Annotated in this window: 23 protein-coding genes; 6 read left to right on the forward strand and 17 right to left on the reverse strand. The window is 36.5% G+C overall.

The genetic code is table 11. The annotated features are described in order from the left end of the window. Window positions 1-53: 53 nt before the first annotated feature. The 4 genes from PMI13_RS20260 to PMI13_RS20275 form a co-directional block, all read right to left on the reverse strand. Window positions 54-740, reverse strand: a complete 687-nt coding sequence (locus tag PMI13_RS20260) for a metal-dependent hydrolase (RefSeq protein WP_007847469.1) — start codon at window positions 738-740, stop codon at window positions 54-56. A 315-nt stretch (window positions 741-1,055) separates the two neighbouring features. Next, window positions 1,056-1,502 carry an SRPBCC family protein gene (locus PMI13_RS20265; protein ID WP_007847472.1) on the reverse strand — a complete coding sequence of 149 codons (447 nt, stop codon included), beginning with the start codon at window positions 1,500-1,502 and terminating at the stop codon, window positions 1,056-1,058. A gap of 12 nt (window positions 1,503-1,514) precedes the next feature. Beyond that, complete coding sequence (gene menA / locus PMI13_RS20270; RefSeq protein ID WP_007847473.1) at window positions 1,515-2,444, reverse strand: 1,4-dihydroxy-2-naphthoate octaprenyltransferase; 930 nt, start codon at window positions 2,442-2,444, stop codon at window positions 1,515-1,517. Between the two features lie 89 nt (window positions 2,445-2,533). Further along, window positions 2,534-3,370 carry a 1,4-dihydroxy-2-naphthoyl-CoA synthase gene (locus tag PMI13_RS20275; protein ID WP_007847474.1) on the reverse strand — a complete coding sequence of 279 codons (837 nt, stop codon included), beginning with the start codon at window positions 3,368-3,370 and terminating at the stop codon, window positions 2,534-2,536. A 274-nt stretch (window positions 3,371-3,644) separates the two neighbouring features. Here PMI13_RS20275 and PMI13_RS21710 point away from each other — a divergent pair, with 274 nt between their 5' ends. Both PMI13_RS21710 and PMI13_RS21445 read left to right on the forward strand, forming a co-directional pair. After that, window positions 3,645-3,893 carry a nucleoside 2-deoxyribosyltransferase domain-containing protein gene (locus PMI13_RS21710; RefSeq protein ID WP_007847475.1) on the forward strand — a complete coding sequence of 83 codons (249 nt, stop codon included), beginning with the start codon at window positions 3,645-3,647 and terminating at the stop codon, window positions 3,891-3,893. Further along, the gene (locus PMI13_RS21445) at window positions 3,868-4,158 is read left to right on the forward strand and encodes a nucleoside 2-deoxyribosyltransferase domain-containing protein (protein ID WP_007847477.1); all 291 of its coding nucleotides are present in this window, start codon (window positions 3,868-3,870) and stop codon (window positions 4,156-4,158) included. Before PMI13_RS21710 ends, PMI13_RS21445 begins: the two co-directional genes overlap by 26 nt. A 147-nt stretch (window positions 4,159-4,305) precedes the next feature. On the opposite strand, the gene PMI13_RS20285 is transcribed toward PMI13_RS21445, so the two are convergent. Together PMI13_RS20285 and gyrA are read right to left on the reverse strand one after the other, a co-directional pair. After that, window positions 4,306-5,334 (reverse strand): tetratricopeptide repeat protein, encoded by a 1,029-nt coding sequence (locus PMI13_RS20285; RefSeq protein ID WP_007847480.1) that lies wholly within the window; start codon window positions 5,332-5,334, stop codon window positions 4,306-4,308. A 30-nt stretch (window positions 5,335-5,364) separates the two neighbouring features. Then, window positions 5,365-7,950, reverse strand: a complete 2,586-nt coding sequence (gyrA, locus tag PMI13_RS20290) for a DNA gyrase subunit A (RefSeq protein ID WP_007847483.1) — start codon at window positions 7,948-7,950, stop codon at window positions 5,365-5,367. 148 nt (window positions 7,951-8,098) lie between these two features. On the opposite strand from gyrA, the gene PMI13_RS20295 reads away from it, so the two are divergent. Continuing rightward, window positions 8,099-8,413: a DUF4286 family protein gene (locus tag PMI13_RS20295; protein WP_007847486.1), complete on the forward strand. Its 315-nt coding sequence runs from the start codon at window positions 8,099-8,101 to the stop codon at window positions 8,411-8,413. 48 nt (window positions 8,414-8,461) lie between these two features. On the opposite strand, the gene PMI13_RS20300 is transcribed toward PMI13_RS20295, so the two are convergent. The 3 genes from PMI13_RS20300 to PMI13_RS20310 form a co-directional block, all read right to left on the reverse strand. Continuing rightward, on the reverse strand, window positions 8,462-8,695 hold the full coding sequence (locus tag PMI13_RS20300; RefSeq protein WP_007847488.1) for a hypothetical protein: 234 nt from the start codon (window positions 8,693-8,695) through the stop codon (window positions 8,462-8,464). Window positions 8,696-8,888: 193 nt separating this feature from the next. Beyond that, window positions 8,889-9,383, reverse strand: a complete 495-nt coding sequence (locus PMI13_RS20305) for a GNAT family N-acetyltransferase (protein ID WP_007847490.1) — start codon at window positions 9,381-9,383, stop codon at window positions 8,889-8,891. A gap of 5 nt (window positions 9,384-9,388) precedes the next feature. After that, window positions 9,389-9,901 carry a DUF421 domain-containing protein gene (locus tag PMI13_RS20310; RefSeq protein ID WP_007847492.1) on the reverse strand — a complete coding sequence of 171 codons (513 nt, stop codon included), beginning with the start codon at window positions 9,899-9,901 and terminating at the stop codon, window positions 9,389-9,391. Window positions 9,902-9,960: 59 nt separating this feature from the next. On the opposite strand from PMI13_RS20310, the gene PMI13_RS20805 reads away from it, so the two are divergent. Next, the gene (locus tag PMI13_RS20805; protein ID WP_007847494.1) at window positions 9,961-10,503 is read left to right on the forward strand and encodes a hypothetical protein; all 543 of its coding nucleotides are present in this window, start codon (window positions 9,961-9,963) and stop codon (window positions 10,501-10,503) included. 30 nt (window positions 10,504-10,533) lie between these two features. Here PMI13_RS20805 and PMI13_RS20320 read toward each other — a convergent pair whose 3' ends face one another. After that, a complete protein-coding gene (locus tag PMI13_RS20320; RefSeq protein WP_007847497.1) occupies window positions 10,534-10,668 on the reverse strand; it encodes a bacteriocin-like protein in 135 nt (44 codons plus the stop codon). A gap of 160 nt (window positions 10,669-10,828) precedes the next feature. Further along, a complete protein-coding gene (locus PMI13_RS20325; RefSeq protein WP_007847502.1) occupies window positions 10,829-11,233 on the reverse strand; it encodes a hypothetical protein in 405 nt (134 codons plus the stop codon). A gap of 289 nt (window positions 11,234-11,522) precedes the next feature. Here PMI13_RS20325 and PMI13_RS20810 point away from each other — a divergent pair, with 289 nt between their 5' ends. Continuing rightward, window positions 11,523-11,921 (forward strand): DUF7079 family protein, encoded by a 399-nt coding sequence (locus PMI13_RS20810; RefSeq protein WP_007847507.1) that lies wholly within the window; start codon window positions 11,523-11,525, stop codon window positions 11,919-11,921. Between the two features lie 97 nt (window positions 11,922-12,018). Here the strand turns inward: PMI13_RS20810 and uvrA are convergent, their stop codons facing one another. From uvrA to PMI13_RS20355, 5 genes are all read right to left on the reverse strand, one after another. Next, a complete protein-coding gene (gene uvrA / locus PMI13_RS20335) occupies window positions 12,019-14,847 on the reverse strand; it encodes an excinuclease ABC subunit UvrA (RefSeq protein WP_007847510.1) in 2,829 nt (942 codons plus the stop codon). 203 nt (window positions 14,848-15,050) lie between these two features. Beyond that, window positions 15,051-15,980, reverse strand: a complete 930-nt coding sequence (locus PMI13_RS20340) for a DUF3829 domain-containing protein (RefSeq protein WP_007847513.1) — start codon at window positions 15,978-15,980, stop codon at window positions 15,051-15,053. 34 nt (window positions 15,981-16,014) lie between these two features. Beyond that, the gene (locus PMI13_RS20345) at window positions 16,015-17,889 is read right to left on the reverse strand and encodes a type VI secretion system baseplate subunit TssF (RefSeq protein ID WP_007847516.1); all 1,875 of its coding nucleotides are present in this window, start codon (window positions 17,887-17,889) and stop codon (window positions 16,015-16,017) included. A 23-nt stretch (window positions 17,890-17,912) separates the two neighbouring features. After that, window positions 17,913-18,353 (reverse strand): GPW/gp25 family protein, encoded by a 441-nt coding sequence (locus tag PMI13_RS20350; RefSeq protein WP_007847519.1) that lies wholly within the window; start codon window positions 18,351-18,353, stop codon window positions 17,913-17,915. A 200-nt stretch (window positions 18,354-18,553) separates the two neighbouring features. Then, entirely contained in the window at window positions 18,554-19,972 is a 1,419-nt protein-coding gene (locus tag PMI13_RS20355) for an APC family permease (protein ID WP_007847522.1), read from the reverse strand. A gap of 144 nt (window positions 19,973-20,116) precedes the next feature. On the opposite strand from PMI13_RS20355, the gene PMI13_RS20360 reads away from it, so the two are divergent. Next, window positions 20,117-20,626: a DUF4920 domain-containing protein gene (locus tag PMI13_RS20360; RefSeq protein ID WP_007847523.1), complete on the forward strand. Its 510-nt coding sequence runs from the start codon at window positions 20,117-20,119 to the stop codon at window positions 20,624-20,626. Window positions 20,627-20,761: 135 nt separating this feature from the next. Here the strand turns inward: PMI13_RS20360 and PMI13_RS20365 are convergent, their stop codons facing one another. Then, the gene (locus PMI13_RS20365) at window positions 20,762-21,871 is read right to left on the reverse strand and encodes a M14 family zinc carboxypeptidase (protein WP_007847525.1); all 1,110 of its coding nucleotides are present in this window, start codon (window positions 21,869-21,871) and stop codon (window positions 20,762-20,764) included. Between the last annotated feature and the right edge of the window lie 314 nt (window positions 21,872-22,185).

Consider the following 22,185-nt stretch of genomic DNA (forward strand, 5'->3'; position numbering starts at 1 on the left):
TTTCCATACTTTTCAACATATCCATTCTAATTTTCAAATTACCTTTTCGTTAATTAAAATTCAAACTTTTCACCCAGCTTAGGTAAGATAAGTTCTACATTTTTATCTGCAAAATGTTTTAAAGCACTTTCATGATTGATTTCTATAGCAGGAAAAGTATCGAAGTGGCATCCGATAACTTTCGGAGTTTTTAATAATTCTGCGGCAGCGAAAGACGCTTTTCTCGGGCACATGGTATAATGGCTTCCGATCGGTAAAATAGACAGGTCAATATTTCCGTATAATTTAGGGAACAGCTCCATATCAGCCATTACACCGGTATCTCCTGCCAGATACATGTTTTTTCCTTCAGGCAATCTGAAAATATATCCCACAGGAACGCCTCCGTAGCTTCCATCCGGGAAAGAACTCGTATGATGAGCCGGTACCATGGAAATTTTAAGATCGTCGATTTTTGCCGATCCTCCTAAGTTCACATCATCTTTATTTTTTGCACTTTTAAAATAAGCACAAACTTCCGGCACTCCGATTACGGTAGCGTCAGGATAATGCTGCAATACTTCGTCTACGTCAGCAATATGATCCCCGTGAGCATGAGTCAACAGGATATAATCAATTTTCTGAGCCGAGATATCAAATCCCGACTGCTCTTTCTGATAGTTGTAGAAAGGGTCACACAAAATAGTCTTGTCTTTGTAGGTAAACAAAAAACAGTTTTGTCCCAAGAATTGTATTTTCATAATTTTATTATTTTAATTTAAGTACATGAAACTGTTGAGTTGAATGCAATATCATACAACAATAAGCACGTAGGTATTACAACCAGGATCTGAAAAATTAACAATGGTCTTCGAGGTTTAATTTTTCCCAATAACAGCAAAGAAGCCATGACTCCGTTTGCAACTATTATTAAGGCAGTTAAAAATGGAATCAGATCAATTTCAAAAACTGACATTCCATGGTTTAATTCCATAATCAAATCATATATAAGAAATATCGCTACAATAACAGATACACAAGAAGTGATTGTATAAACTGTATTTCTCATTGAAGATTTATTTTAAAGGAAACTTATCTCCGATCAGATTTAATTGTATTCCGTGTTCCAGGTAAGCTTTACAGCCATCCAAAACCGTTGTAAAACCACCGGTGTTATCATTTACTGTTTTTAACAGATCTTCTCCTGTCCGGGTAAATCCATAGCTTTTAATAACGACCAGAGTTCCTTTCTCCATTTCTTTGAATTCATAATCTACATTACTTTTGGGTTCACCCCATACTGTTTTTATCATCTGATCCGGAACAATCCTGTTAACCTTTACCTCAGATTTTACGCCGTACATTTCCCATTCCCAGGTTACGGTTTTGCCTTCTTCTAATTTTCCGGTAGATTTTGTAAACCAGAATTTAGTTGTGATCTCAGGATTGATAAATGCTTCAAAAACATCTTTAACCGGTTTTCTGATAAGCATTTGCGCTTCAACATAGATGGTAGAACTCATAATTGAAATGATTTAGTTAAAAAAATTAAGCCCGATTGCTGTAAGAGTCGCCATCATAAAGGTAAGGATTCCAACCTGCTTCAGGAAAGGATCTAATTCTCTGGGTTCTTTTACAGCCATTATTTTTCTTCTCAGTTTCGCAAACGGGATCAACAGGATCATTACAATAAAAACATAATAATTCTGAGACTGTATAAAACCGTTTAAACCTAAAAATATCAGAATCAGAATTAATGGAAGCTGTAACAGGATCATCTCATAGATCATTGCATTTCTGAAGCCCAACCTCAGGGCAAAGCTATTTTTTCCTGATAGACGATCGCTTTCAATGTCTCGCATATTGTTCAGGTTAAGAACAGCCATACTCAACATTCCGACTGCTGTTCCCGGAAGCAACATATCCCAGCTGAATGTTTTCGTAAACAGAAAATAGCTTCCGCATACTGAAACCAGGCCAAAGAAAATAAATACGAAAAGATCTCCCAATCCCATATATCCGTAAGGCTTTTTACCTACCGTATAACCAATTGCCGCTAAAATACTTGCTACTCCCAATCCTATAAAAATATAAAATTCATTCATATATTCCGGAATGAAAGCAACATACAGTAAAGCAATTGTCGCCACAAAAGACAGTACTGAAAAAAGAATAACAGCATTTTTCATTTGTTTCGCTGTAATTTTCCCTGATGCGACCGCTCTTGCTTCTGCTTCACTGCTTCTTTTTGCATCGGTACCTTTTATTCCGTCACCATAATCATTCGCATAGTTTGACAGGATCTGGTACAGTAAAGTAACCAGAAGGGCCAAAGCAAAAATTCTCCAGTCCCAGATTCCTCCTTCTCCGTATAACCTCCATTTGGCAATAAAAGCCCCCATAATAATTCCGCTTAAAGAAAGCGGCAATGTTCTCAGCCTTGCGGCTTTTATCCAATCTTTCATAGTTTTGTATAATGTAGGATGTAGGATGTACAATGTAAAAAGCGTAATGTTATATCATGAATACATTTTACATTGTACTTTTTACAATCTTAAGATATCCATTGATTTTCTCCGAAGTCAGGTTTTCTTTTTTCAAGGAATGCATTTCTTCCTTCTTTTGCTTCTTCCGTCATGTATGCCAAACGGGTCGCTTCTCCGGCAAATACCTGCTGCCCTACCATTCCGTCGTCGGTTAAATTCATTGCAAATTTCAGCATTCTGATTGAAGTCGGTGATTTTGCTAAAATTTCCTGAGCCCATTCGTAAGCAGTATCTTCCAATTCTTCGTGAGGAATTACGGCATTTACCATTCCCATATCCAAAGCTTCCTGAGCAGAATAGTTTCTTCCTAAAAAGAAGATTTCACGGGCCTTCTTCTGTCCTACCATTTTTGCCAGATAAGCGGAACCATAACCACCGTCAAAGCTTGTAACATCTGCATCAGTCTGTTTGAAAATAGCATGCTCCTTACTTGCTAAAGTAAGATCACAAACCACATGAAGTGAGTGTCCGCCACCTACAGCCCAACCCGGAACTACCGCGATTACTACTTTCGGCATAAAACGGATCAGGCGCTGAACTTCCAGAATATTCAAACGATGTCTTCCGTCTTCACCTACATACCCCTGATGTCCTCTGGCTTTCTGGTCACCTCCGCTACAGAAAGCCCAGCCACCGTCTTTAGGGCTTGGCCCCTCTCCTGATAACAAAACAACACCTATTGAAGAATCTTCATAGGCATCATAAAAAGCATCGTATAATTCTGAAGTCGTTTTGGGTCTGAAAGCGTTACGGATCTCCGGTCTGTTGAAAGCAATCCTGGCTACTCCATTACATTTTTTATAGGTAATATCTTCGTATTCTTTGGCAGTTTTCCACTCGATCATTTTTGTAAAAATTTTTCTCAAAGATACGGAATTACAAAGAATTTTAATATTGATTTTTGAGGATAATAACCTGAGAATATACAGGAATTTTCGGTTTAAATTTTCACAGGTTAAAATGTAAATGACAGCGTATCAACAGGTATGTAATTTTTAATTCTGAAAAGTCATTCTTAACATCATGTACTGAATATTTTTTATAATTTTAGAATGAAGAAAGCTGATGTATTAAATTTAGCTTTTAACAACGTAAGATTTATATTTTAAAAACATTTTGATGAGACAGATTCTTTTACCATTGGTATTTATTTTTTTATCCCTGAGTATATCCGCCCAAAAGGTAACTGTTATAAAATCCCCGTCGCCCCTACCCGTTAAAGACAAAAGGTTAAAGGTATTTTTAGGCGGAAGTATTGATATGGGTAAAGCTGAAGACTGGCAGGCCAGAGTTGCGAGTGAGTTATCCGAAAAAAACATTATATTATTTAATCCGAGACGAGATGACTGGGAAACCTGTCAGCACTGATCCCAACTTCAGAAAACAGGTAAAATGGGAACTGGAGGCGCTAGAAAAATCAGATATCATTATTATGTACTTTACACCAGCCTCCCAAAGTCCAATAAGTTTATTGAAGCTCGGGCTTTACACTAAAACAAAGAAACTGAGAGTTGTTTGCCCTGAAGGGTACTGGAGAAAAGGGAATGTTGACATTGTTTGTGAAAAATACAAAATAAAAATGTATAATTCTATAGGCCTTCTTATAAATACGTTGAAAGAAAAGGCAAAATAACTTATATCTCAACTGGATTTCTTTGTCGATTTCAACAAATACCAAAGCATTTTCTCACATTTTATTACTAGAAATATCCGAACTGACAGGACATAAAAAAAACCGAAGCAAATACTCCGGTTCTATATTTATTTCAATTTCCTGAAATTATTTTGGTTGTTTTGCCTGAAGCTCAGCTTCTTTAGCTTTCATTTCATTCATTTTAGCCGTATTTTTAGTGATACTGTAGATTTCTTTTAACATAGAAACTGCATTCACATCATTGGGCATAGCCTGATACCATTGCTCAGCATAAGGCAAAGATTTGTTAAATCTTTCTCTTCTTGCTTCAATAAGCTTGGTAGCATCATCCGGTTTGGTTTTTCTAAGGGTATTGATTTCGCTAACGGCTTTTTCATCATCTCCGATTACTGCATATACTAAATTCTGGTATGCATTGGAAAAATCCGGTTTCAATTCGATAGCCTTCTTGAAAGAAGCTTCTGCATCGGCAGCCATTGCAGGGTTTTTAGACTGCATTACTCCTAGGTTATACCAATTGGTAGCATCATTAGGGTTTTTAGCCAGCTGCTCTTTTAAAGTTGCAACGAATTTATCTGTATTTCCAGACTGATAATAAGCGGTACTCTGGTATTCTTTTAATTTTGTGTTATTAGGATATTTAGCTAATCCTTTTTCAATAATTGCTACAGCTTCATCATTCTTTTTAGCATTTAAAAGCAATGTAGAAAGGGTTTCATACAGATCCGACTCTACGCTTGGTGTCTGTTCTGTCTTGAAATCAGAATAATCTGATGACTTTTTCAGCATTTCCCAGGTAGCTTTGTCATAAGTAGCCACCTGACCGGTTTTCTTTTCCTTTGCGGTATAGTTTGTCTGAACTCCTGTATACCCGGAATTGATCAGGTCAGTATATATTTTAATAGCTTCGTCAACGTTATTCGCTAAAGCATAGTTAAGACCTGCATAATACATATACACCTTTTCATCTTGTCCGCTTGTTTTTAATAAGTTATACACTTCTAAAAACTTGGGAGCCGCAACAGCATAGTTTTTTGCATTATATGCATCCATAGCTGCTTTGTTAGCTTCTTGTAGCTGAGCATTCGCATCTTTATTCTGCCCGAAAACAAAAGCCGAAGAAATGATCGCTATACTTAAAATTAGCTTTTTCATAATCACTATTTTATAATTAATTGTACAATGTTATTCTTCTGAATCAGAATTCCCAGTTTCTTCTGCCGGATTTTGATTTTCCGTCTGAGGTACTGCATTGTTTTCCTGGTTATCAACTATAGTTTCTGCACCTTCTTCAATTTCTTCAGAGTCTTCTTCTACCTCTTTATCCATGGCTACTTTTGCAATGGCTGCAATTTCGTCATTTTTCTTAAGGTTGATCATTCTTACTCCCTGGGTATTTCTACCCATTACTCTCATTTCATCCATATTCATACGGATCGCTACTCCGGATTTATTGATAATCATTAATCCGTCTTCATCTGTTACGTTCTGAATAGCGATCAGATTTCCTGTTTTCTCGGTAATGTTCAGGGTAATAACTCCTTTTCCTCCTCTGTTGGTTTCTCTATAGTCTAAAACAGCTGTTCTCTTACCATATCCTTTTTCAGAGACTACTAAAACTGTTTCGTTTTCAAGATCATTCGCAACAATCATACCAATTACCTCGTCATTCTCTTCCATGCTGATCCCGCGAACTCCGATAGATCCTCTACCTACTTCTCTTACTTTCTCTTCAGGGAAACGGATACACTTACCGTTTTTAGTAGCAATCATGATATGAGAGCTTCCGTTTGTAAGGTATGCACCCAACAATTGGTCATTATCTCTGATCTCAATAGCATTTACTCCATTTACTCTTGGTCTTGAGTATGCTTCAAGTGATGTTTTCTTGATTGTACCGTTTTTAGTCACCATCACAACACTCATTTGATTCACATATTCGGAATCTTTTAAATTGTTGGTTCTGATATACGCTTTAATCTTATCATCCGGTTCGATATTGATCAGGTTTTGTACAGCTCTTCCTTTGGCAGTTTTAGACCCTTCAGGAATTTCGAATACTCTTAACCAATAACATCTTCCTTTTTCTGTAAAGAACAGCATATACTGGTGATTGGTCGCTGAAACGATGTACTCAAGGAAATCTTCATCTCTTGTCGTAGCCGCTCTGTTTCCAACACCTCCTCTGCTCTGGATCTTATATTCTGAAAGTGAAGTTCTCTTAACATATCCTGCGTGAGAAATGGTAAGAACCACAGCTTCGTTCGGAATAATGTCTTCAATTGACATTTCTCCACCTGAATAGTCTATTTCGGTTCGTCTTTCGTCACCATATTTTTCTTTAACTTCGGCCAATTCATCTTTAATAATCTGGAATCTTCTGCTTTCATTGGCTAAGATATCTTCCAGATTCTGAATTTCTTTCATGATCGCATCATATTCATCACGAATCTTATCAAGCTCCATACCCGTTAAACGAGCCAAACGAAGATCAAGAATAGCCTGAGCCTGGATTTCAGAAAGATCAAATTCTGTAATCAATCCTTCTTTAGCTGCCTGTGGATTTGCACTGTGACGGATAATAGAAATCGCTTTATCTAAAGAATCCTGGGTACCAATCACTTTCATGAAGCCTTCCAAAATATGAGCTCTTTCTTTCGCTTTTTTAAGCTCAAACTGAGTTCTTCTTATGATGACTTCGTGTCTGTGCTCTACAAAGTGGTGAATAATATCTTTCAGGTTCAGCTGCTCAGGTCTTCCGTGTACCAAAGCGATATTGTTAACGCTAAAAGAAGTCTGTAGCGATGTATATTTGTATAATAGATTAAGGACAACATTAGGGATTGCATCATTTTTCAGCTCATAAACAACACGAAGACCTTTTCTATCCGACTCATCTCTTATTTCATAGATCCCCGGAATTTTCTCATCTTTCACCAGTTCGGCTGTTCGGGCAATCATTTCAGCTTTATTAACCTGATAAGGGATTTCAGTAACAATAATTGCATTCCTGTTTCCGATTTCCTCAAAGTTGACTTTAGCTCTGAGAACTACTCTACCTCTTCCGGTATGGAAAGCATCCCTTACCCCGTCATATCCATAGATAATACCTCCTGTCGGAAAGTCGGGAGCAATGATATGCTGCATCAGTTCGTCAATCGTAACATCTTTGTTATCGATGTAGGCAGTGATTGCATTTACCGCTTCCGATAAATTGTGCGGCGCCATATTGGTCGCCATTCCTACGGCGATGCCTGAGGTTCCGTTTACTAAAAGGTTTGGAATTTTTGTAGGAAGAACAGTGGGTTCTGTTAAGCTGTCATCAAAGTTATTCTGAAAATCTACTGTTTCTTTGTCAAGGTCTGATAAGACATCATCAGAAATTTTCTTTAATCTTGCTTCAGTATAACGCATCGCTGCAGGCGGGTCACCATCCATTGAACCGAAGTTCCCCTGACCATCAACCTGCGGATAACGCAAGCTCCAATCCTGGGCCATTCTCACCATTGCATCATATACAGAGGAGTCTCCGTGCGGGTGGTATTTACCTAAAACGTCCCCAACAATTCTCGCAGATTTTAAATATTTTCTATTAGAAAAAACCCCTAATCCATACATACCATAAAGCACTCTTCTATGAACGGGTTTCAAGCCATCTCTTACATCAGGTAACGCTCTTGAAACGATAACCGACATCGAATAATCGATATAAGATGACTTCATTTCATCAACAATGTTGATAGGAATCAGTCTTTCTCCTTCTTTTTGCATAAACAAATTTTATTATAATGATAGTCAGACCTTTAGCTTTGAGTCTGAAAATTATTTATTTCTGATTTTTATTAACGGGCTAATTTACGAAAAATTTGCCGATTTTTGCCCCAGAATTTATCCACAAAATCTTAAAAATTCATAAAATATGAGCGTATTAAGTATAACTTTCCACTGCACCCAAGACAATATTGAAGACTGGGAAAATTATATTGATGAAACCCTGGTTCTGATGACGGATAACCTGATGGATGTAAATAAATATATCCTCTCGGAAGTACACAGTGATTATATTGAGGAAGGTAAAAATTATAACCTGCTTTTAATTTTTGATAATGAAGAACTCCGAAGTGATTTTATTAAAAGTGAGCTGGTAAATATTGCCGAAAGAATTGAAAAAAGATTCGGTCAAAAGGTGATGATTTTCAATACTTTCCTGAATCCGAAAAAATCCAGATTTTAAATTATAAAAGCAAAAGCCCTGAATGTGTCAGGGCTTTTTTGTAGCATTTTAATCTCTGTGATGTTTTTTATGACCTTTTCCTCTGTGATTATCATCATATCTTTTGTCGTAATAGTAATATCTCTTTTTCACCTGGCCCGGTGCATAATATCTCGCACTTCCGCCATACACTTTTTTAGCCTGGCCCGGCGGCAACCTTCTTCCATGATGCTCATGAACTATACATGATGTCATCATCAACAATACCACCATAACTCCGGTCATTTTAATCAAACCTTTCATATTTTCATTTTTCAAATTCTGTATGAGAATAAACAAGGTTGATGCCAAAATAGAATTTAGGGGTTAGAAGCCATGAGTTAGATTAAGGGCGCAGATAGGAAGCAGGAAGATTGAGGCTGGAAAAATGTTGTTAAACAACTGGTATTTATAGCACAAATCCCAATTCCCAATTCCTCCTTCTTCAACTAAAAATTCACATTACCGTTTCACTTCTTCTTTCGAGCAAAACGACATCTTTCCACAGCCCGTTCAGTTTTCCAATTTTTTCACGAACACCTACTGTTCTGAATCCGTTTTTCTGATGAAATTTTATTGAGGCTTCATTTTCTGGGAAGATATTGGACTGCAATGTCCAGAATCCGTGGTTTTCACTATCCAAAATCATCTTTTTAAGTAAAACCGATCCTAAACCTAAGCCCTGGTAATTATTATCGAAATAAATGCTTACTTCTGCCACTCCTTTATAACACTCCCGTTTACTTACAGGTTTCAGGGCGCTCCATCCGATCACTTCATTATTTTCATTTTCGAGTACCCATCTGCAATCGTTGAAAAAACCCATATTCCAGGCTTCAGCATTAGGGATCTCAGTCTCAAAAGTAACGATTCCACTATCTATACCCTGTTTGAATATTTCCAGAATGCGTGCTTCATCACCGGGAAGCATTTCTCTTATTTCGTAATTCATTGTATTTAATGATATTTTCTTTTATTTTTTCTTTTTATTCTTGAATAATGGGTTTGCTTACTTATATCATCTTCGGATACTACACTGATATTCCCATCTACTTCCAGTACAGATAGTTTTACATTTTCAATCTTTTCAACGCCGTGTTCCCTGATGGCTTCTTCCAGCTCATCTCTGGTAATTTTCACTTTATTCAAAGCCTTCTGGTCTACCTCTCCATCCCTGATTAAAATAACAGGATCTTCTTCCATAAAAGTTTCAAAAGCATGGTTGGAAAACATCAGTCTTTTTAAAATAAAATTGGCTACAAAAAGAACCAAAGCAGCAATAAGCCCACCCTGTAATGAAGTATCCGGCCCTACCATGGCATTCTGTACGGCATTGGAAATAAGCAGCAGCAAAACCACATCTCCGGCATTAAGCTGGGAAAGTTGATTTTTACCAAACAGGCGGATAGCGATTACCATGAAAAGATAAACGCAGAGTGAGCGAACAACTACATCAAGAATAGGATTCACAATAGTTTATTTATATGATCAAATGTATTAATTTTACGATTAAAAACATAGGTGTAAAAATGAAACATTTAATTATTTATTTAGGTGCCTTTTTGCTGTTCACCGGCTGCATAAATAAAGATCATCATTCGGAAGAAATTACTGAAAAATTAAAAACATTTTACACTACTTACGGTAAATCCAGTGATATACTTTATGAAAGTTCCATCTCAAAAGACCTGTTTTCCGCTGATCTCGAGAAAATACTTCAGGAAGCTGTAGCTACTTCAAAAGCTGATATTGAAAAGGTAAAGAAAAGCGATCATCCGACAGATAAGCCTCTCCTATTGGAAGGATCAATCTTCACAGGTTTATATGAAGGATTTACAGCGTACAAGATAAGATCGATTGATGTAAAGGAAAACAGTAAACCGTTGAGCGCAAACGTTACGGTTGATCTTGAAAACAGTAATTTTCCTGATACCCGATGGACTGACATCATACAACTCATTAATGTTCCGGATAAAGGCTGGAGAATTGACAATATAAAATTTGATACGATTAACGGCTCCGGTAATCTTAAAACAAGTTTAAAGAATTTTGTATCAGGGGCTGAGGAATAAAAAAAGCTGCCAATGGGCAGCTTTACATTTTTAAGGACATTGAGAAATCGGAACTTCACTGCATACTACAGCATTCATCCATTCGCAGTATACACAGTATTTTTTAGGTGCTCCACCGTTTACTGCTTTCAGTTCTTCTTTGTTTAGCTTCTTTAAATTTTTCATATCGTTTTAATTTATGGTTTGATAAATATAAAACGAATTTTATTATAATTTATTACAGTTTAATATTTAAAATTTTCACTATTTACAGTTCAGACAGTGTAAAAATAAAAGCCACCCAGAAATAATCTGAATGACTTTGTTATAAAAGATTGTATGAATATTACCTGTTGTTAATATCTACTCTCACCGGCATTACATATGTTGAAGCAATCATATTATCATTAATTTTACTACCGTCTATTTTGTATTGAAGATGACTTAATACATTTTCAATTTCTTTGCTTACATTTTTGCAATCTCCTTTGGAATGGACATTCACAATTTTCCCGTTCTCTGCAATTTCAAACTTCACTTCTGAGTTTACAATACCTTGCTTATAATCAGAATTGGTGAAATCAAAATTAGCCATCAGAAGATTCCTTATTTCACTGAAAGCATCGTTCTTATTCAGTTGTACCTCCTGAATAGTATTATTATTTGTAGTTTGAGCTTTAGCTGTGTTAACAACAGCCATACAACCGAAAACGAAAAGTGAAGCAACGAATATTTGAATTTTATTTTTCATAACTATTTGGTTTTAAATGTTATATTAAACTTATTTACTATTTCTTTAACCAAAGATATATAAAATAATTCATATTAATTTTACATTGAGTTAATATTAAGTTAATATTAAAACATAAATAATTGATTCCCAAATAAATAAATTTAAAAAATAATTGAAAATTTAACATTGGAAATTAAAAATGAAGGTTAAAACAAGCAATATTCATCTAAAACAGCCTTTTTAGATTACTATTCGTTCAACCGAAAAATTGATTACTTTTGATAAAACTATATAACCACTCGTCTGTATGCATACACCTCTAGTTATTGAAGAACGGGCGCCCATCTGGATGGCACTTTCTGAATTTTATCTTGATACGGAACTGCAGGAAACGGATTTAAAATATATTGCTGAAATCTTTCTTAACAGCCCTTATACGCTGGAAGAAATAAAAATCATCAATAAGTATGAAGTTTTCTCTGTTCTTCAGCCTAATTTACTGAAAGCCGGCGGCCAATGGACAGGTTTTGAAGAAAAATGGTTAACAGAAACCATTACAACCCGAATCAACACAAAAAATCAATTTACCCATCTTGTTGTCGAGGCCAATTATTCGATATACAAATGGATGTGTAAAGATTACTGGGACCATATTGAAAGGATATATGATGAAATTAAAAATGAAACGGATAAAAACAAAGGCTGAAATGATTACTTTCAGCCTTATTTTTTTGATCTTTATCTTCTTAGAATTATGCAAAAGCTTACATTCTTCCTGAACGACAAAATTTCGGTTTTAATTTCTATAACTCTCTTTTCAGAAACTTCCCGGTCAGGCTCTTCTTAGACTTTACAATTTCTTCAGGAGTTCCCTGTGCAACGATCTGCCCGCCGTACTTTCCGCCTTCAGGGCCTACATCAATAATATGGTCTGCCAGCTTAATTACATCCATATTATGCTCGATGATAATGAATGAATTTCCTAATTCCACCAGTTGATTAATGGCATCCATCAGGATCTTCACATCTTCAAAATGAAGCCCTGTTGTCGGCTCATCAAGGATGTATAAAGTATTTCCGGTTTGCCTTTTTGCCAGCTCTGTAGCCAGTTTGATCCGTTGAGCTTCACCTCCTGAAAGTGTAGTAGACTGTTGCCCCATCGTAATATATCCTAATCCTACGTCCTGTAAAGTCTTTACCCTGCTATAGATTTTCGGGATCGGCTGAAAAAATTCTACCGCTTCATCAATGGTCATATCCAATACATCCGAAATAGATTTCCCTTTATAACGGACTTCCAGGGTTTCTCTGTTGAAACGTTTTCCGTTGCAGGTTTCGCAATGAACATAAACATCCGGAAGGAAGTTCATTTCTATGACTTTCAATCCTCCACCCTGGCAGGTTTCACATCTGCCACCTTTTACGTTGAAAGAAAATCTTCCGGGCTTATAACCACGGATTTTACTTTCGGGAAGTTCGGCGAAAAGGTTTCTGATATCTGTAAACATTCCTGTATAGGTAGCCGGGTTTGAACGCGGAGTTCTTCCGATCGGTGTCTGGTCTACATCTACAATTTTATCAATATTTTCAAGGCCTTCGATCTTTTTGTAAGGTAAAGGTTCCTGTACTGCTCTGTAAAAATGTTTGTTAAGGATCGGATATAAAGTCCCGTTGATCAGAGAAGATTTTCCGCTTCCCGAAATCCCGGTTACTACCACCAGTTTTCCTAACGGAATATCAAGGGTTACATTTTTAAGATTATTTCCTGTTGCCCCTTTTAAGAGTATATTTTTACCGCTTCCGGCTCTTCTTTCAGCCGGGATTTCGATTTTCCTTTTGCCATTGATGTAATCTGCCGTTATAGTATCTGCTTTCAACAGGTCTTTCGGTTTTCCCTGCCAAAGGATTTCACCACCGAATTTTCCGGCTCTCGGGCCAATATCCAATACCTCATCGGCTTCAAGGATCATGTCTTTATCATGCTCTACCACCAAAACAGAGTTACCGATATCCCTGAGGTTTTTTAAAGAATTGATCAGCCTTTCATTGTCTCTCTGATGAAGCCCGATACTTGGCTCATCAAGGATATACAACACATTCACCAGTTGAGACCCGATCTGGGTAGCCAGACGGATTCTTTGGGATTCTCCCCCCGAAAGTGTTTTTGAGCTTCTGCTCAGGCTTAAATAATCAAGTCCCACATCCAATAAAAACTGAAGCCTGGTTTCGATTTCCTTTAAAATCTCGTGGGCAATGATTTTATTTTTTTCAGAGAATTTGTCTTTTACATCTACTAACCAGTCTTTAAGATCAGATAAACTCAATCCGTTAACCTCAGCAATGTTTTTTCCATCAATTTTAAAGCTTAAACTTGACGGCTGCAAACGGGTTCCATTACATTCAGGGCAGGTTTCCTCTGTCGTAAAATGTCTTTCCAGCAGAACACCTTCATAAGATTCTTTCTCATCAATAATCTCTTCCATAAAAGGAATCAGGCCATCGAAACTGATCTTTATCTTTTTGGTAATTCCTGCATATTTAAGATCTTTACTGAACTCTTTATGGCAGCCGTTGTAAATATAATCCAATGCTTCCTCTGGAATATCCTTCATCGGGGTAGTTAAACCTAATCCGAAAATTTCAAGAATATTTTTAATCTGTGCTACAATCCATTTGTTGGATTTAATATCTTCCAGCGGCAATAAAGCTCCCTGGTTGATCGATAATTTCGGATTATCAACAAAATAATCGGTGTTGATTTTTTTTATCGTGCCTAAACCTTTACAATCCGGGCAACTTCCTTTCGGTGAATTGAATGAGAATGTATTCGGTTCCGGTAAAGCCAGTGAATGACCTGTTTCAGCATCCATCAGGTTTTTTGAAAAATATTCGATATCTGTACTTCCCAGTTTTTGAATTCCTATAATTCCTTCCCCCATTTCCATTGCTGTTCTCAGAGATTTCTCCATCCTGTTTTCGGAAGCATTTTCACCGATAATCCAACGGTCGATAACGATATCAATATCGTGGGTTTTATAACGGTCCAGTTTTAAGTCATACTCAATATCCTGCAATTCGCCGTCAATTCGGGCTTGCCCGTAACCTTTTTTAGCCATCTGAACAAAAAGTTCATGATAATGTCCTTTCCTGGAACGTACAACCGGTGCCAGTAACATTATTTTTTCACCTTTATAGTTTTCTTTGATCGTATCAAGGATCTGGTCTTCCGTATAGCTTACCAGTTTTTTCCCTGTAGAAATTGAGTAGGCATCAGAAACTCTTGCATACAAAAGGCGCAGGAAATCATACAGTTCTGTCACTGTTCCTACTGTTGAACGTGGGTTTTTATTGGTTGTTTTCTGCTCAATGGCAATTACGGGGGAGAGTCCTTCGATTTTATCTACATCGGGACGCTCCAAACCACCCAGGAACTGTCGTGCATAAGCTGAAAAGGTTTCAATATACCGGCGTTGCCCTTCTGCAAAAATTGTATCAAAAGCCAGTGAAGATTTCCCGCTACCGGAAAGCCCGGTAATAACGACCAATTCATTGCGTGGAATTTTGACATTAATATTTTTAAGGTTGTGCTCGCGTGCACCGTAAACTTCTATATAGTCTGTTGATTTACTCATAATTCGAAGTGATCTTACCTGAAAATCACAATGTGCAAAATTACGGAATTTTATGAAATTTTTGTGTTAAAAAATGAATGGAAAATGTCTATTACTATATTCCTGATAAATATGAATAATTCTTTACTGAATTGCTTATCCTGAAAATAAAAAGACCGGTAACAGAGCTACCGGTCTTTTTATAGTTTATTTAATTAAGTATTTTATTTTACAAATGAATTGTATGAATTAAGCACAGAATCATAGGCTGAATCTATTTCCCTGAGATTGTTCTCGGGTATTTTACCCGCTGCTTTGGAATCACGGATCAACTTTCTGTAGCTGTCTAAAAATATGGAAGCATTTTTATTGACATTTTCAAACAACGTTTTCTTATAAGCGTATTGCGGGTTTTTAACATTAAAATCCAATTTTGAATTGTTTTCAACCGTTTTCGCAAATTCATCATATTTTTTCTGAGCCTCAGCTTCGTTAAACTGACCCCCGGCCTGTTTATCAAGTACATCCATGACAGAATCCAGTGAGATCATAAGGCTTTTGGAAGAGATAATATACTCTTTCATCGGATGATCTTTAAGAATAACTTCCTCTGCAGCATCTGTAGCCGGTTTGATCTTTGCCACAATATTTTCTCCTGAAGTAAAGAAAGTCTGGGCTGCTGCGCCAATCTCTTTTTTTAATGTTTCTGCTTTAGCCCCTTTATCATCTTTATAATCTTCAGAATTAATATAAGATTTCAGCTCTTCGTATTTTTTTTCAAGATTGTCTTTCTGAGTCTTATAATTTTTAAAATCTGTTTCAATGGAAGCCTGGTCTTTTCCAAATCCCGACGGCACTTTCTGGATTTTCTGAAGGGTATAATCCATAGAACTCAAAATCACCGGCATCATCATCACATCTCCTCCTTTTGATTTAGTAACGGCTGCATCTGCATATTTTAAAATTCCCTCAACATGTCCTGAAGTGCTTTTATAGGAATCTAAAAAATTATTGTTAAAATCAATAATGGCATTAGCTTCATCTGCACCGCCAAGATTCAGAACCGTTTTTCCCAGCTTATTTATATCTTTTTTACAGCTTATACTGGCCGATGTTAATGAAAGGGCCAATACAAATACAATAATTTTTTTCATATTTTTTTATTTTGGTGATCATTTTTTCTTTTCTTTAAAAATCGGTATCCTCATTGTTTATTTTCACGAGATATTCAATTCCGTCGATTGCTTTCAGTATGATCTGGTTTCTAAGGATATTGGCAGTGTTCTCCCAATATGCTCTTCCGTAGAAGGAATAATTTTGTGGGATAATTTCCACCTCAACGGTACGGACAAATCCTTCTTTGGGTTTGTTGCTGATCATCGTTCCTCTCTTCACCCTTACTTCTTTTAATTCATCTTTAAGAACCATCCTGCAATAGTTTTTAACGTCTTCGAGAGAAATGATTTTATCTCTTGTGGTTAAAGCATATTTATAAGCCTGAATACTGTCTGTTCCTTTTTGTTCTTCTGCTCCCCCGATTGTTTCGGTAAGAAGTATGAGTGACTGTGATTTCAACTGATTGGAAAGTTCAGTTCCCGGACGCATATGATTGGCCAAAGTACAATGGGTAACCCAGAAAGAAGCATAGGTGTGATCTGTTTTTTCAACAGGTTCCATAATGACATAATTCAGTTCCTGCTTAATATTTCTTTTCGCATTGTTCACTTTCTGTACCATGGTCTTCATCTTATCAGACATCTCACTCAGGACCCCTTTTACATTATCCCTGTTTAAAAGTGAAAATGCCGCGATTTCGTCTCTCGTAAGTTCAAGAACATTGGCAATCATATCCACTGCGTTTCTGTTTGTAAAACGTTCCATTCCTCCTTTTCTTACCGTGTACAACCCTTTCTTCAGGTTATCGGCAGGTGTAAATGGAATTTCCGTATATCTTCTTCCTTCTCCGTCCTGAACCTCATCCACATAGAGGAAATGTTCTCCTTCATCAGTAACCAGCGGAATATTATTTCCCATGATATCAAGGCTGTATTCTGTTTTTTTCCAGCCTCTGTTATAAATCGGAAAAGCATTGAGTACAAATGAGAAGTTATCTAAAATTTCTGACGAAAACTGTGGTGGAAATTCAAAAGTAAGCCACAGGTATTGTTTGTCTTCGATATATTTTTCTATATCCTCTCTGCCTCCCAGGAAATCAAGATTCTGTGGAAGTTTCCCCGGTTCAGAAAATAAGCTTCCCGATATTCCTGTGACTTCGATAAATTTATGGTGATAAATACTTTTAATGTCTTCAATCGTTTTTGTTTTGATAGACTGTTCACGGAACATCTGCTCATATCCATCCGCCTGGTTATTTTTAAGATAAGATAAACCTTCTCTTACAAATAATGGGTTTCCGTTGCTTGTAACGGTAAGGTAAGGCAATAATTTGTACACAAAATCCAAATGTTCAAAGGCAGGATTTGAACAAAATATACTTAAATATTTAGGGAAATTTTCGCTCGTATATTTACTTACATTAATACCAATCGTAATTTTCCTATAGTCTTCAGGTTTTCCCTGGAATCTTGCAATGGGGATTTTATTCAGCCTGTCATCAATACTGTAGCAGGTATTTCCTACAAACATTACGGAAGTCTGGATTTTATTGATCCTCACATTTCCTACAGGGGTAAAAGGAATATTCAGCTGTTTATCCGATTCTGATTTTACCGTCGACGTCATCTGTTTTCTGAAGAAAAATTCGGTATGTTCCAGAAGAACTTCGGAAGAGTCATAAGGCTGTGTGAAGGCTATGGCATGTGCCGGAACGGGATGGGTATAAAGAGAAGGTGTAAGCAGTTTAGCCAATTTTTCTAAAATGCGGGCATTTACCGTCTGTATTTCATTATTTGCTTTAAAAATCTCCGTACTGAATGCATCAATCAGTAATTTAACAAACGGATCCAGAGACTGCGGGCTTTTTAATCCCCAGACTTTGGTTGCGTTTTGAAGCATTCTTGCTTTTACGGATTCTTTGGAATATATATTCTGGTCTAAATTCATAAATTCTGATTACAATTAAATATCTAGTCAATTGACATCGGGCTCAGGAATAATTCTGTAGAGAAGCCGAAACGCTCTCCCGTAGCCTCCAGTTTAGCATTGATCGCTATTCTTACTTTCTTCTTGATTTCTGTATGTTCTTTTGTATCATAGCTGTGCTCAACAAGCTGTACATGCGCATCAATTTGTGGCTGAACAATCCTGGGCTCATATTCCTGTATTTGTCTTTTCAGGCTTTTAATAAAAACATTTTCCCAGACAGCACTGGTAACTCCATTATCGAATTCCAGGTTCCAGACATCGTTTCCGTAATTATCATCATATCTGTTTTCGCCTTTTTTAGTGGTTATCAGCAACATAATATTGTGGGCAATACTTTCTCCTACATCGCAGGTATCTATACTCCCGCCCTCAGACATTAATGTTGACGGTACAAAAGGCATTCTGTAATTTGGTGTGTCCATAGATCAGCTTCTTTATTTTATTTCATGGTCTCTTTTGCATAAAACAAGATACCAATTTAAACATTTTCAGGAAATAATAAGTTATAGGATCACAAAAAATATTATTCAAAATTTACGGCTTTCAAACTGGTTTGAAAGCCGTAAATTATTATTTTAAAAATACAGTTGTATTAAATTTTTCTCATTGTCAGAGAAACAAGTTATTGTTCATCCGCTTTTTTGTTCCGGTTGATGAAATAATAAACGGGAAGTCCCAATAGAACCATTACAAATCCGGGCCATGTATACTGCTGTTTGTAGATCAGAAGTAAGATACAGAAGCCAGACCCGATCAATAAGTAAATAACCGGAGTTATAGGGTACATCCATGTTTTATAAGGCCTTTCAAGGTTTGGCTGTCTGAACCTTAAGTAAATTACTCCAAAAACGGTAATCATATAGAATAAAACAATCACAAAAGAAATCATATCAAGCAGGTTTCCGTACTGTCCGCTCAAGCATAATAAGGAAGCCCAGACTCCCTGCATCCATAAAGCATTTCCGGGTACCTCATTTTTATTATTATCAACAGCAGATTTAAAGAACATTCCGTCTTTTGCCATGGTTTGAAATACTCTTGCTCCGGCTAATATCAGTCCGTTATTACACCCGAAAGTCGAAACCATCACCAATAAAGCAATAATAATGGTTCCTGCACTCCCGAAAATATTCTGGGAAGCAGCTACCGCTACCCTGTCATTAGCTGCAAATGCAATGGCATCTCTGTCTAACGCATTCAGATAAACATAATTTACGGCTATATAGAGAATCATTACAGCAGAAGTTCCGTAGATCATAGATTTTACAACATTTTTCTTCGGATTATCAATTTCTCCCGATACAAAAGTTACACTTTCCCAGGCTACCGAACTGAAAACCGAACCTACCATTGCTGCTGCAATACCGCCTAATAAAGTCATTCCGCCGATAGGTTCCCAACCTTCTTTCAGGAAGTTTCCGCTAATGTCTTTTTTAAGGTTATTAAAAGATTCAAATCCTAAATTAAAATTTCCAGTCAGATGGGAAACGTCGACTAAAATGAATCCTGCAGCAATCAGTCCTAATAATGCGATGATTTTAGATCCAGTAAAAATATTCTGTAAAAGTTTTCCACTTTCTACTCCTCTTGTATTGATATAGGTCAGTAACAGAATGATGGCAATAGCTAAAATCTGTATCCAGGTAATTTTAAATTCACCACTTTGAAAAAGCGGAGCTGCATCATTTAGCGAAGGAATCAGATAAGCTGTAAATTTTCCGAATGCCATCGCAACGGCAGCAATTGTTCCGGTCTGAATCACGGTAAACAATCCCCATCCGTACAGGAAACCCATCTTTTTCCCGAAAATCTCTTTCAGGTAAGTATATTGCCCGCCTGCTTTAGGAAACAGGGCAGAAAGCTCGCCATAGCTTATCGCTGCGGCAACGGTCATTATTCCCGTAATTACCCAGACAATGATAAGCCAGTATCCTGAACCTAGGTTTCTCATCATATCAGCACTTACGATAAATATCCCACTTCCGATCATAGAGCCCATTACCAGCATAATGGCATCCCAAAGTTTTAGTTTTTTCTGCATAATTATTTTAGAGTGGTCAAATATAAACAAATATGCAGTTGATTTTTAATTTTGTTTAAAATTTAGAAATTGACCTGTTTTTTATCAAGTATTTATAGGTTTTGGATTCAATTTTTATTAGTATTTTTGGAAAAAATATTAAAAATGAAATTCAAAGCTATATTATTTGCAGCAGCTGTAAGTATTTCCACATTAGCATTTGCACAAGAAACGAAAAAAGCTTCCCCACCCGCAGGAAATGCTATTGTTGGTGATACTTATGGAGCAGGTGTTGCTTCATCTGTTGAATCTAAAGCAATCAGTGCTGAAAAATTAGGCAAGAAGCTTAAAAAGGACAATAAAAAAGTTGAAAATGTAGCCATCAAAGGGAAAGTGACTGATGTTTGTGAGAAAAAAGGATGTTGGCTGACAATCCAGACTGAAGATGATTCTCAGTTTTTCGTAAAAATGAAAGACTATGCATTCTTCGTTCCTACAGCTTTAAAAGGGAAAAATGTAGTTCTGGAAGGAAATGCCGAAAGAAAAGTAATCTCAATTGATGAGCAGAAACATTATGCTGAAGATGCTAAAAAGCCTCAGTCTGAAATTGATGCGATCAATAAGCCGAAAGAGGAGATCAGATTTGTAGCTAACGGGATTAAAGTCGTAAACTAATTCCGGATACTTTATAAAAGCTGCCCCTGAAAGTTTATATTTTCAGGGGCAGTTTGTTTTTATACATTTAAATTTTGAAAAATGTTAAATGCAAAATTTTAATAGAATATCGCAAGCAAAAAGCTCTCTAAAATTCTAATCCTCTATTTTAAAATCAACAACCGCATCCAGTTTCGGATATTTAGTAGGACAAACAAATTTCTTCCCGGTACAGTCTATTTCCAGCCAGCCTTTTCTTTTCTTCACATCTCCCACTTCCATTACAAAAGGAATAAATGATATCTCCTCTTTTCCTTCCTCTTTTATTTCCCTGTACTGAACCGCAATATCCAATATACAGTGATGGTCTGTGTTCAATTTTACATTTCTGTATACTATATCATAGTGGGTTTCCTGGTTTTCGGGGATTTCCTGATAGATTTCCCAGCCTGTAATCCCGGAATTTAATTCAGTCATTGCTCTCAGTGCATAATACAGGGCAATTGTATAATATTTTCTTGTTCCCGTTCTGGCATAATCATTCAAAAAATGTCCACCTTCAAAAAGAATCGTAGGCATTCCGGCTTTAATGAAATTATCTCCTGTAGAAGTCGGATAAAACTCATCAGAATACCTTCCGATCTGATTGGGAATTAATTCTTTTAAATGATTATAAACATCAGCAATGACAGCCATACATTTTTTCCTGTTCTCGGTAATGGTACGCTCCACATTTTCAGAGGGTGCTAAAAAGGAGAGTGTAGCAGGATGAATTCCGTCTGTTGTAAAGATCGTCCGCTGCTCATGCAGGTTCAGCGCGTAATCATATTTTTTGGAAGCAGCCAGATTTTTAAGAAACCTAATTTCCTTGCTTGATTCATTATGAAAATCCCGGTTCAGATCTATATCTGCTGCATTCAGTCTGGTCCATTTTTCTGATCCGTCAGGATTTAACATAAAGATAAAATCAAGTTTGATTTTCGTGAACATATCATCACGCATTTCAGGAGCTTTATCAAGACTTGTCAACAGGTCAAGCATAGCGTGGGTAGCATTGGACTCATTCCCGTGCATTTGTGACCAGGCCAGAACATTGATATTTCCGCTTCCGATACTCAGTTTATAAATAGGTTTATCCAGAAACGATTTTCCGATCTCCTGAATGTAATCGCTGAAATTCGTCTGTAGGTAAGAAAATAATTTTTCAGGGGAAATATAGCGATTAGAGAAATTAGGATTGGGAGAATAAATCTGTTCAAAATTCATCAGATAATAATTTACATGAGTCAAAAATAATCATTTTCAGGCAGAAAATAAAATTAACATTTGTAACTTTATTAAACATTGTAAATTGACAGAATGTCTGTTAATAAAATTGTGGATTAACAACAATTCAAAGTATTTCATTTAACTATATATAAATCAATATATTAAATAATATATCTAAACTACATTTTTAACTTTGCTTTAAGTACAAAAAGCCGTATTTATCCCCAAATGAGTGTAATAATCTTAAACGTGGAAAAGTGCTAAGGATATGTTAATTTACACATGTATACAATTGTAAATTGTTAATTACC

This window comes from Chryseobacterium populi (assembly GCF_000282115.1).
GTDB lineage: Bacteria > Bacteroidota > Bacteroidia > Flavobacteriales > Weeksellaceae > Chryseobacterium > Chryseobacterium populi.

What these genes read in the sequence shown, in the direction of transcription:
- PMI13_RS20260 (WP_007847469.1), bottom strand. Translation starts at nt 740, where the DNA reads ATGAAAATACAATTCTTGGGACAAAACTGTTTTTTGTTTACCTACAAA.
- PMI13_RS20265 (WP_007847472.1), bottom strand. Translation starts at nt 1,502, where the DNA reads ATGAGTTCTACCATCTATGTTGAAGCGCAAATGCTTATCAGAAAACCG.
- menA (WP_007847473.1), bottom strand. Translation starts at nt 2,444, where the DNA reads ATGAAAGATTGGATAAAAGCCGCAAGGCTGAGAACATTGCCGCTTTCT.
- PMI13_RS20275 (WP_007847474.1), bottom strand. Translation starts at nt 3,370, where the DNA reads ATGATCGAGTGGAAAACTGCCAAAGAATACGAAGATATTACCTATAAA.
- PMI13_RS21710 (WP_007847475.1), top strand. Translation starts at nt 3,645, where the DNA reads ATGAGACAGATTCTTTTACCATTGGTATTTATTTTTTTATCCCTGAGT.
- PMI13_RS21445 (WP_007847477.1), top strand. Translation starts at nt 3,868, where the DNA reads ATGACTGGGAAACCTGTCAGCACTGATCCCAACTTCAGAAAACAGGTA.
- PMI13_RS20285 (WP_007847480.1), bottom strand. Translation starts at nt 5,334, where the DNA reads ATGAAAAAGCTAATTTTAAGTATAGCGATCATTTCTTCGGCTTTTGTT.
- gyrA (WP_007847483.1), bottom strand. Translation starts at nt 7,950, where the DNA reads ATGCAAAAAGAAGGAGAAAGACTGATTCCTATCAACATTGTTGATGAA.
- PMI13_RS20295 (WP_007847486.1), top strand. Translation starts at nt 8,099, where the DNA reads ATGAGCGTATTAAGTATAACTTTCCACTGCACCCAAGACAATATTGAA.
- PMI13_RS20300 (WP_007847488.1), bottom strand. Translation starts at nt 8,695, where the DNA reads ATGAAAGGTTTGATTAAAATGACCGGAGTTATGGTGGTATTGTTGATG.
- PMI13_RS20305 (WP_007847490.1), bottom strand. Translation starts at nt 9,383, where the DNA reads ATGAATTACGAAATAAGAGAAATGCTTCCCGGTGATGAAGCACGCATT.
- PMI13_RS20805 (WP_007847494.1), top strand. Translation starts at nt 9,961, where the DNA reads ATGAAACATTTAATTATTTATTTAGGTGCCTTTTTGCTGTTCACCGGC.
- PMI13_RS20320 (WP_007847497.1), bottom strand. Translation starts at nt 10,668, where the DNA reads ATGAAAAATTTAAAGAAGCTAAACAAAGAAGAACTGAAAGCAGTAAAC.
- PMI13_RS20325 (WP_007847502.1), bottom strand. Translation starts at nt 11,233, where the DNA reads ATGAAAAATAAAATTCAAATATTCGTTGCTTCACTTTTCGTTTTCGGT.
- PMI13_RS20810 (WP_007847507.1), top strand. Translation starts at nt 11,523, where the DNA reads ATGCATACACCTCTAGTTATTGAAGAACGGGCGCCCATCTGGATGGCA.
- uvrA (WP_007847510.1), bottom strand. Translation starts at nt 14,847, where the DNA reads ATGAGTAAATCAACAGACTATATAGAAGTTTACGGTGCACGCGAGCAC.
- PMI13_RS20340 (WP_007847513.1), bottom strand. Translation starts at nt 15,980, where the DNA reads ATGAAAAAAATTATTGTATTTGTATTGGCCCTTTCATTAACATCGGCC.
- PMI13_RS20345 (WP_007847516.1), bottom strand. Translation starts at nt 17,889, where the DNA reads ATGAATTTAGACCAGAATATATATTCCAAAGAATCCGTAAAAGCAAGA.
- PMI13_RS20350 (WP_007847519.1), bottom strand. Translation starts at nt 18,353, where the DNA reads ATGGACACACCAAATTACAGAATGCCTTTTGTACCGTCAACATTAATG.
- PMI13_RS20355 (WP_007847522.1), bottom strand. Translation starts at nt 19,972, where the DNA reads ATGCAGAAAAAACTAAAACTTTGGGATGCCATTATGCTGGTAATGGGC.
- PMI13_RS20360 (WP_007847523.1), top strand. Translation starts at nt 20,117, where the DNA reads ATGAAATTCAAAGCTATATTATTTGCAGCAGCTGTAAGTATTTCCACA.
- PMI13_RS20365 (WP_007847525.1), bottom strand. Translation starts at nt 21,871, where the DNA reads ATGAATTTTGAACAGATTTATTCTCCCAATCCTAATTTCTCTAATCGC.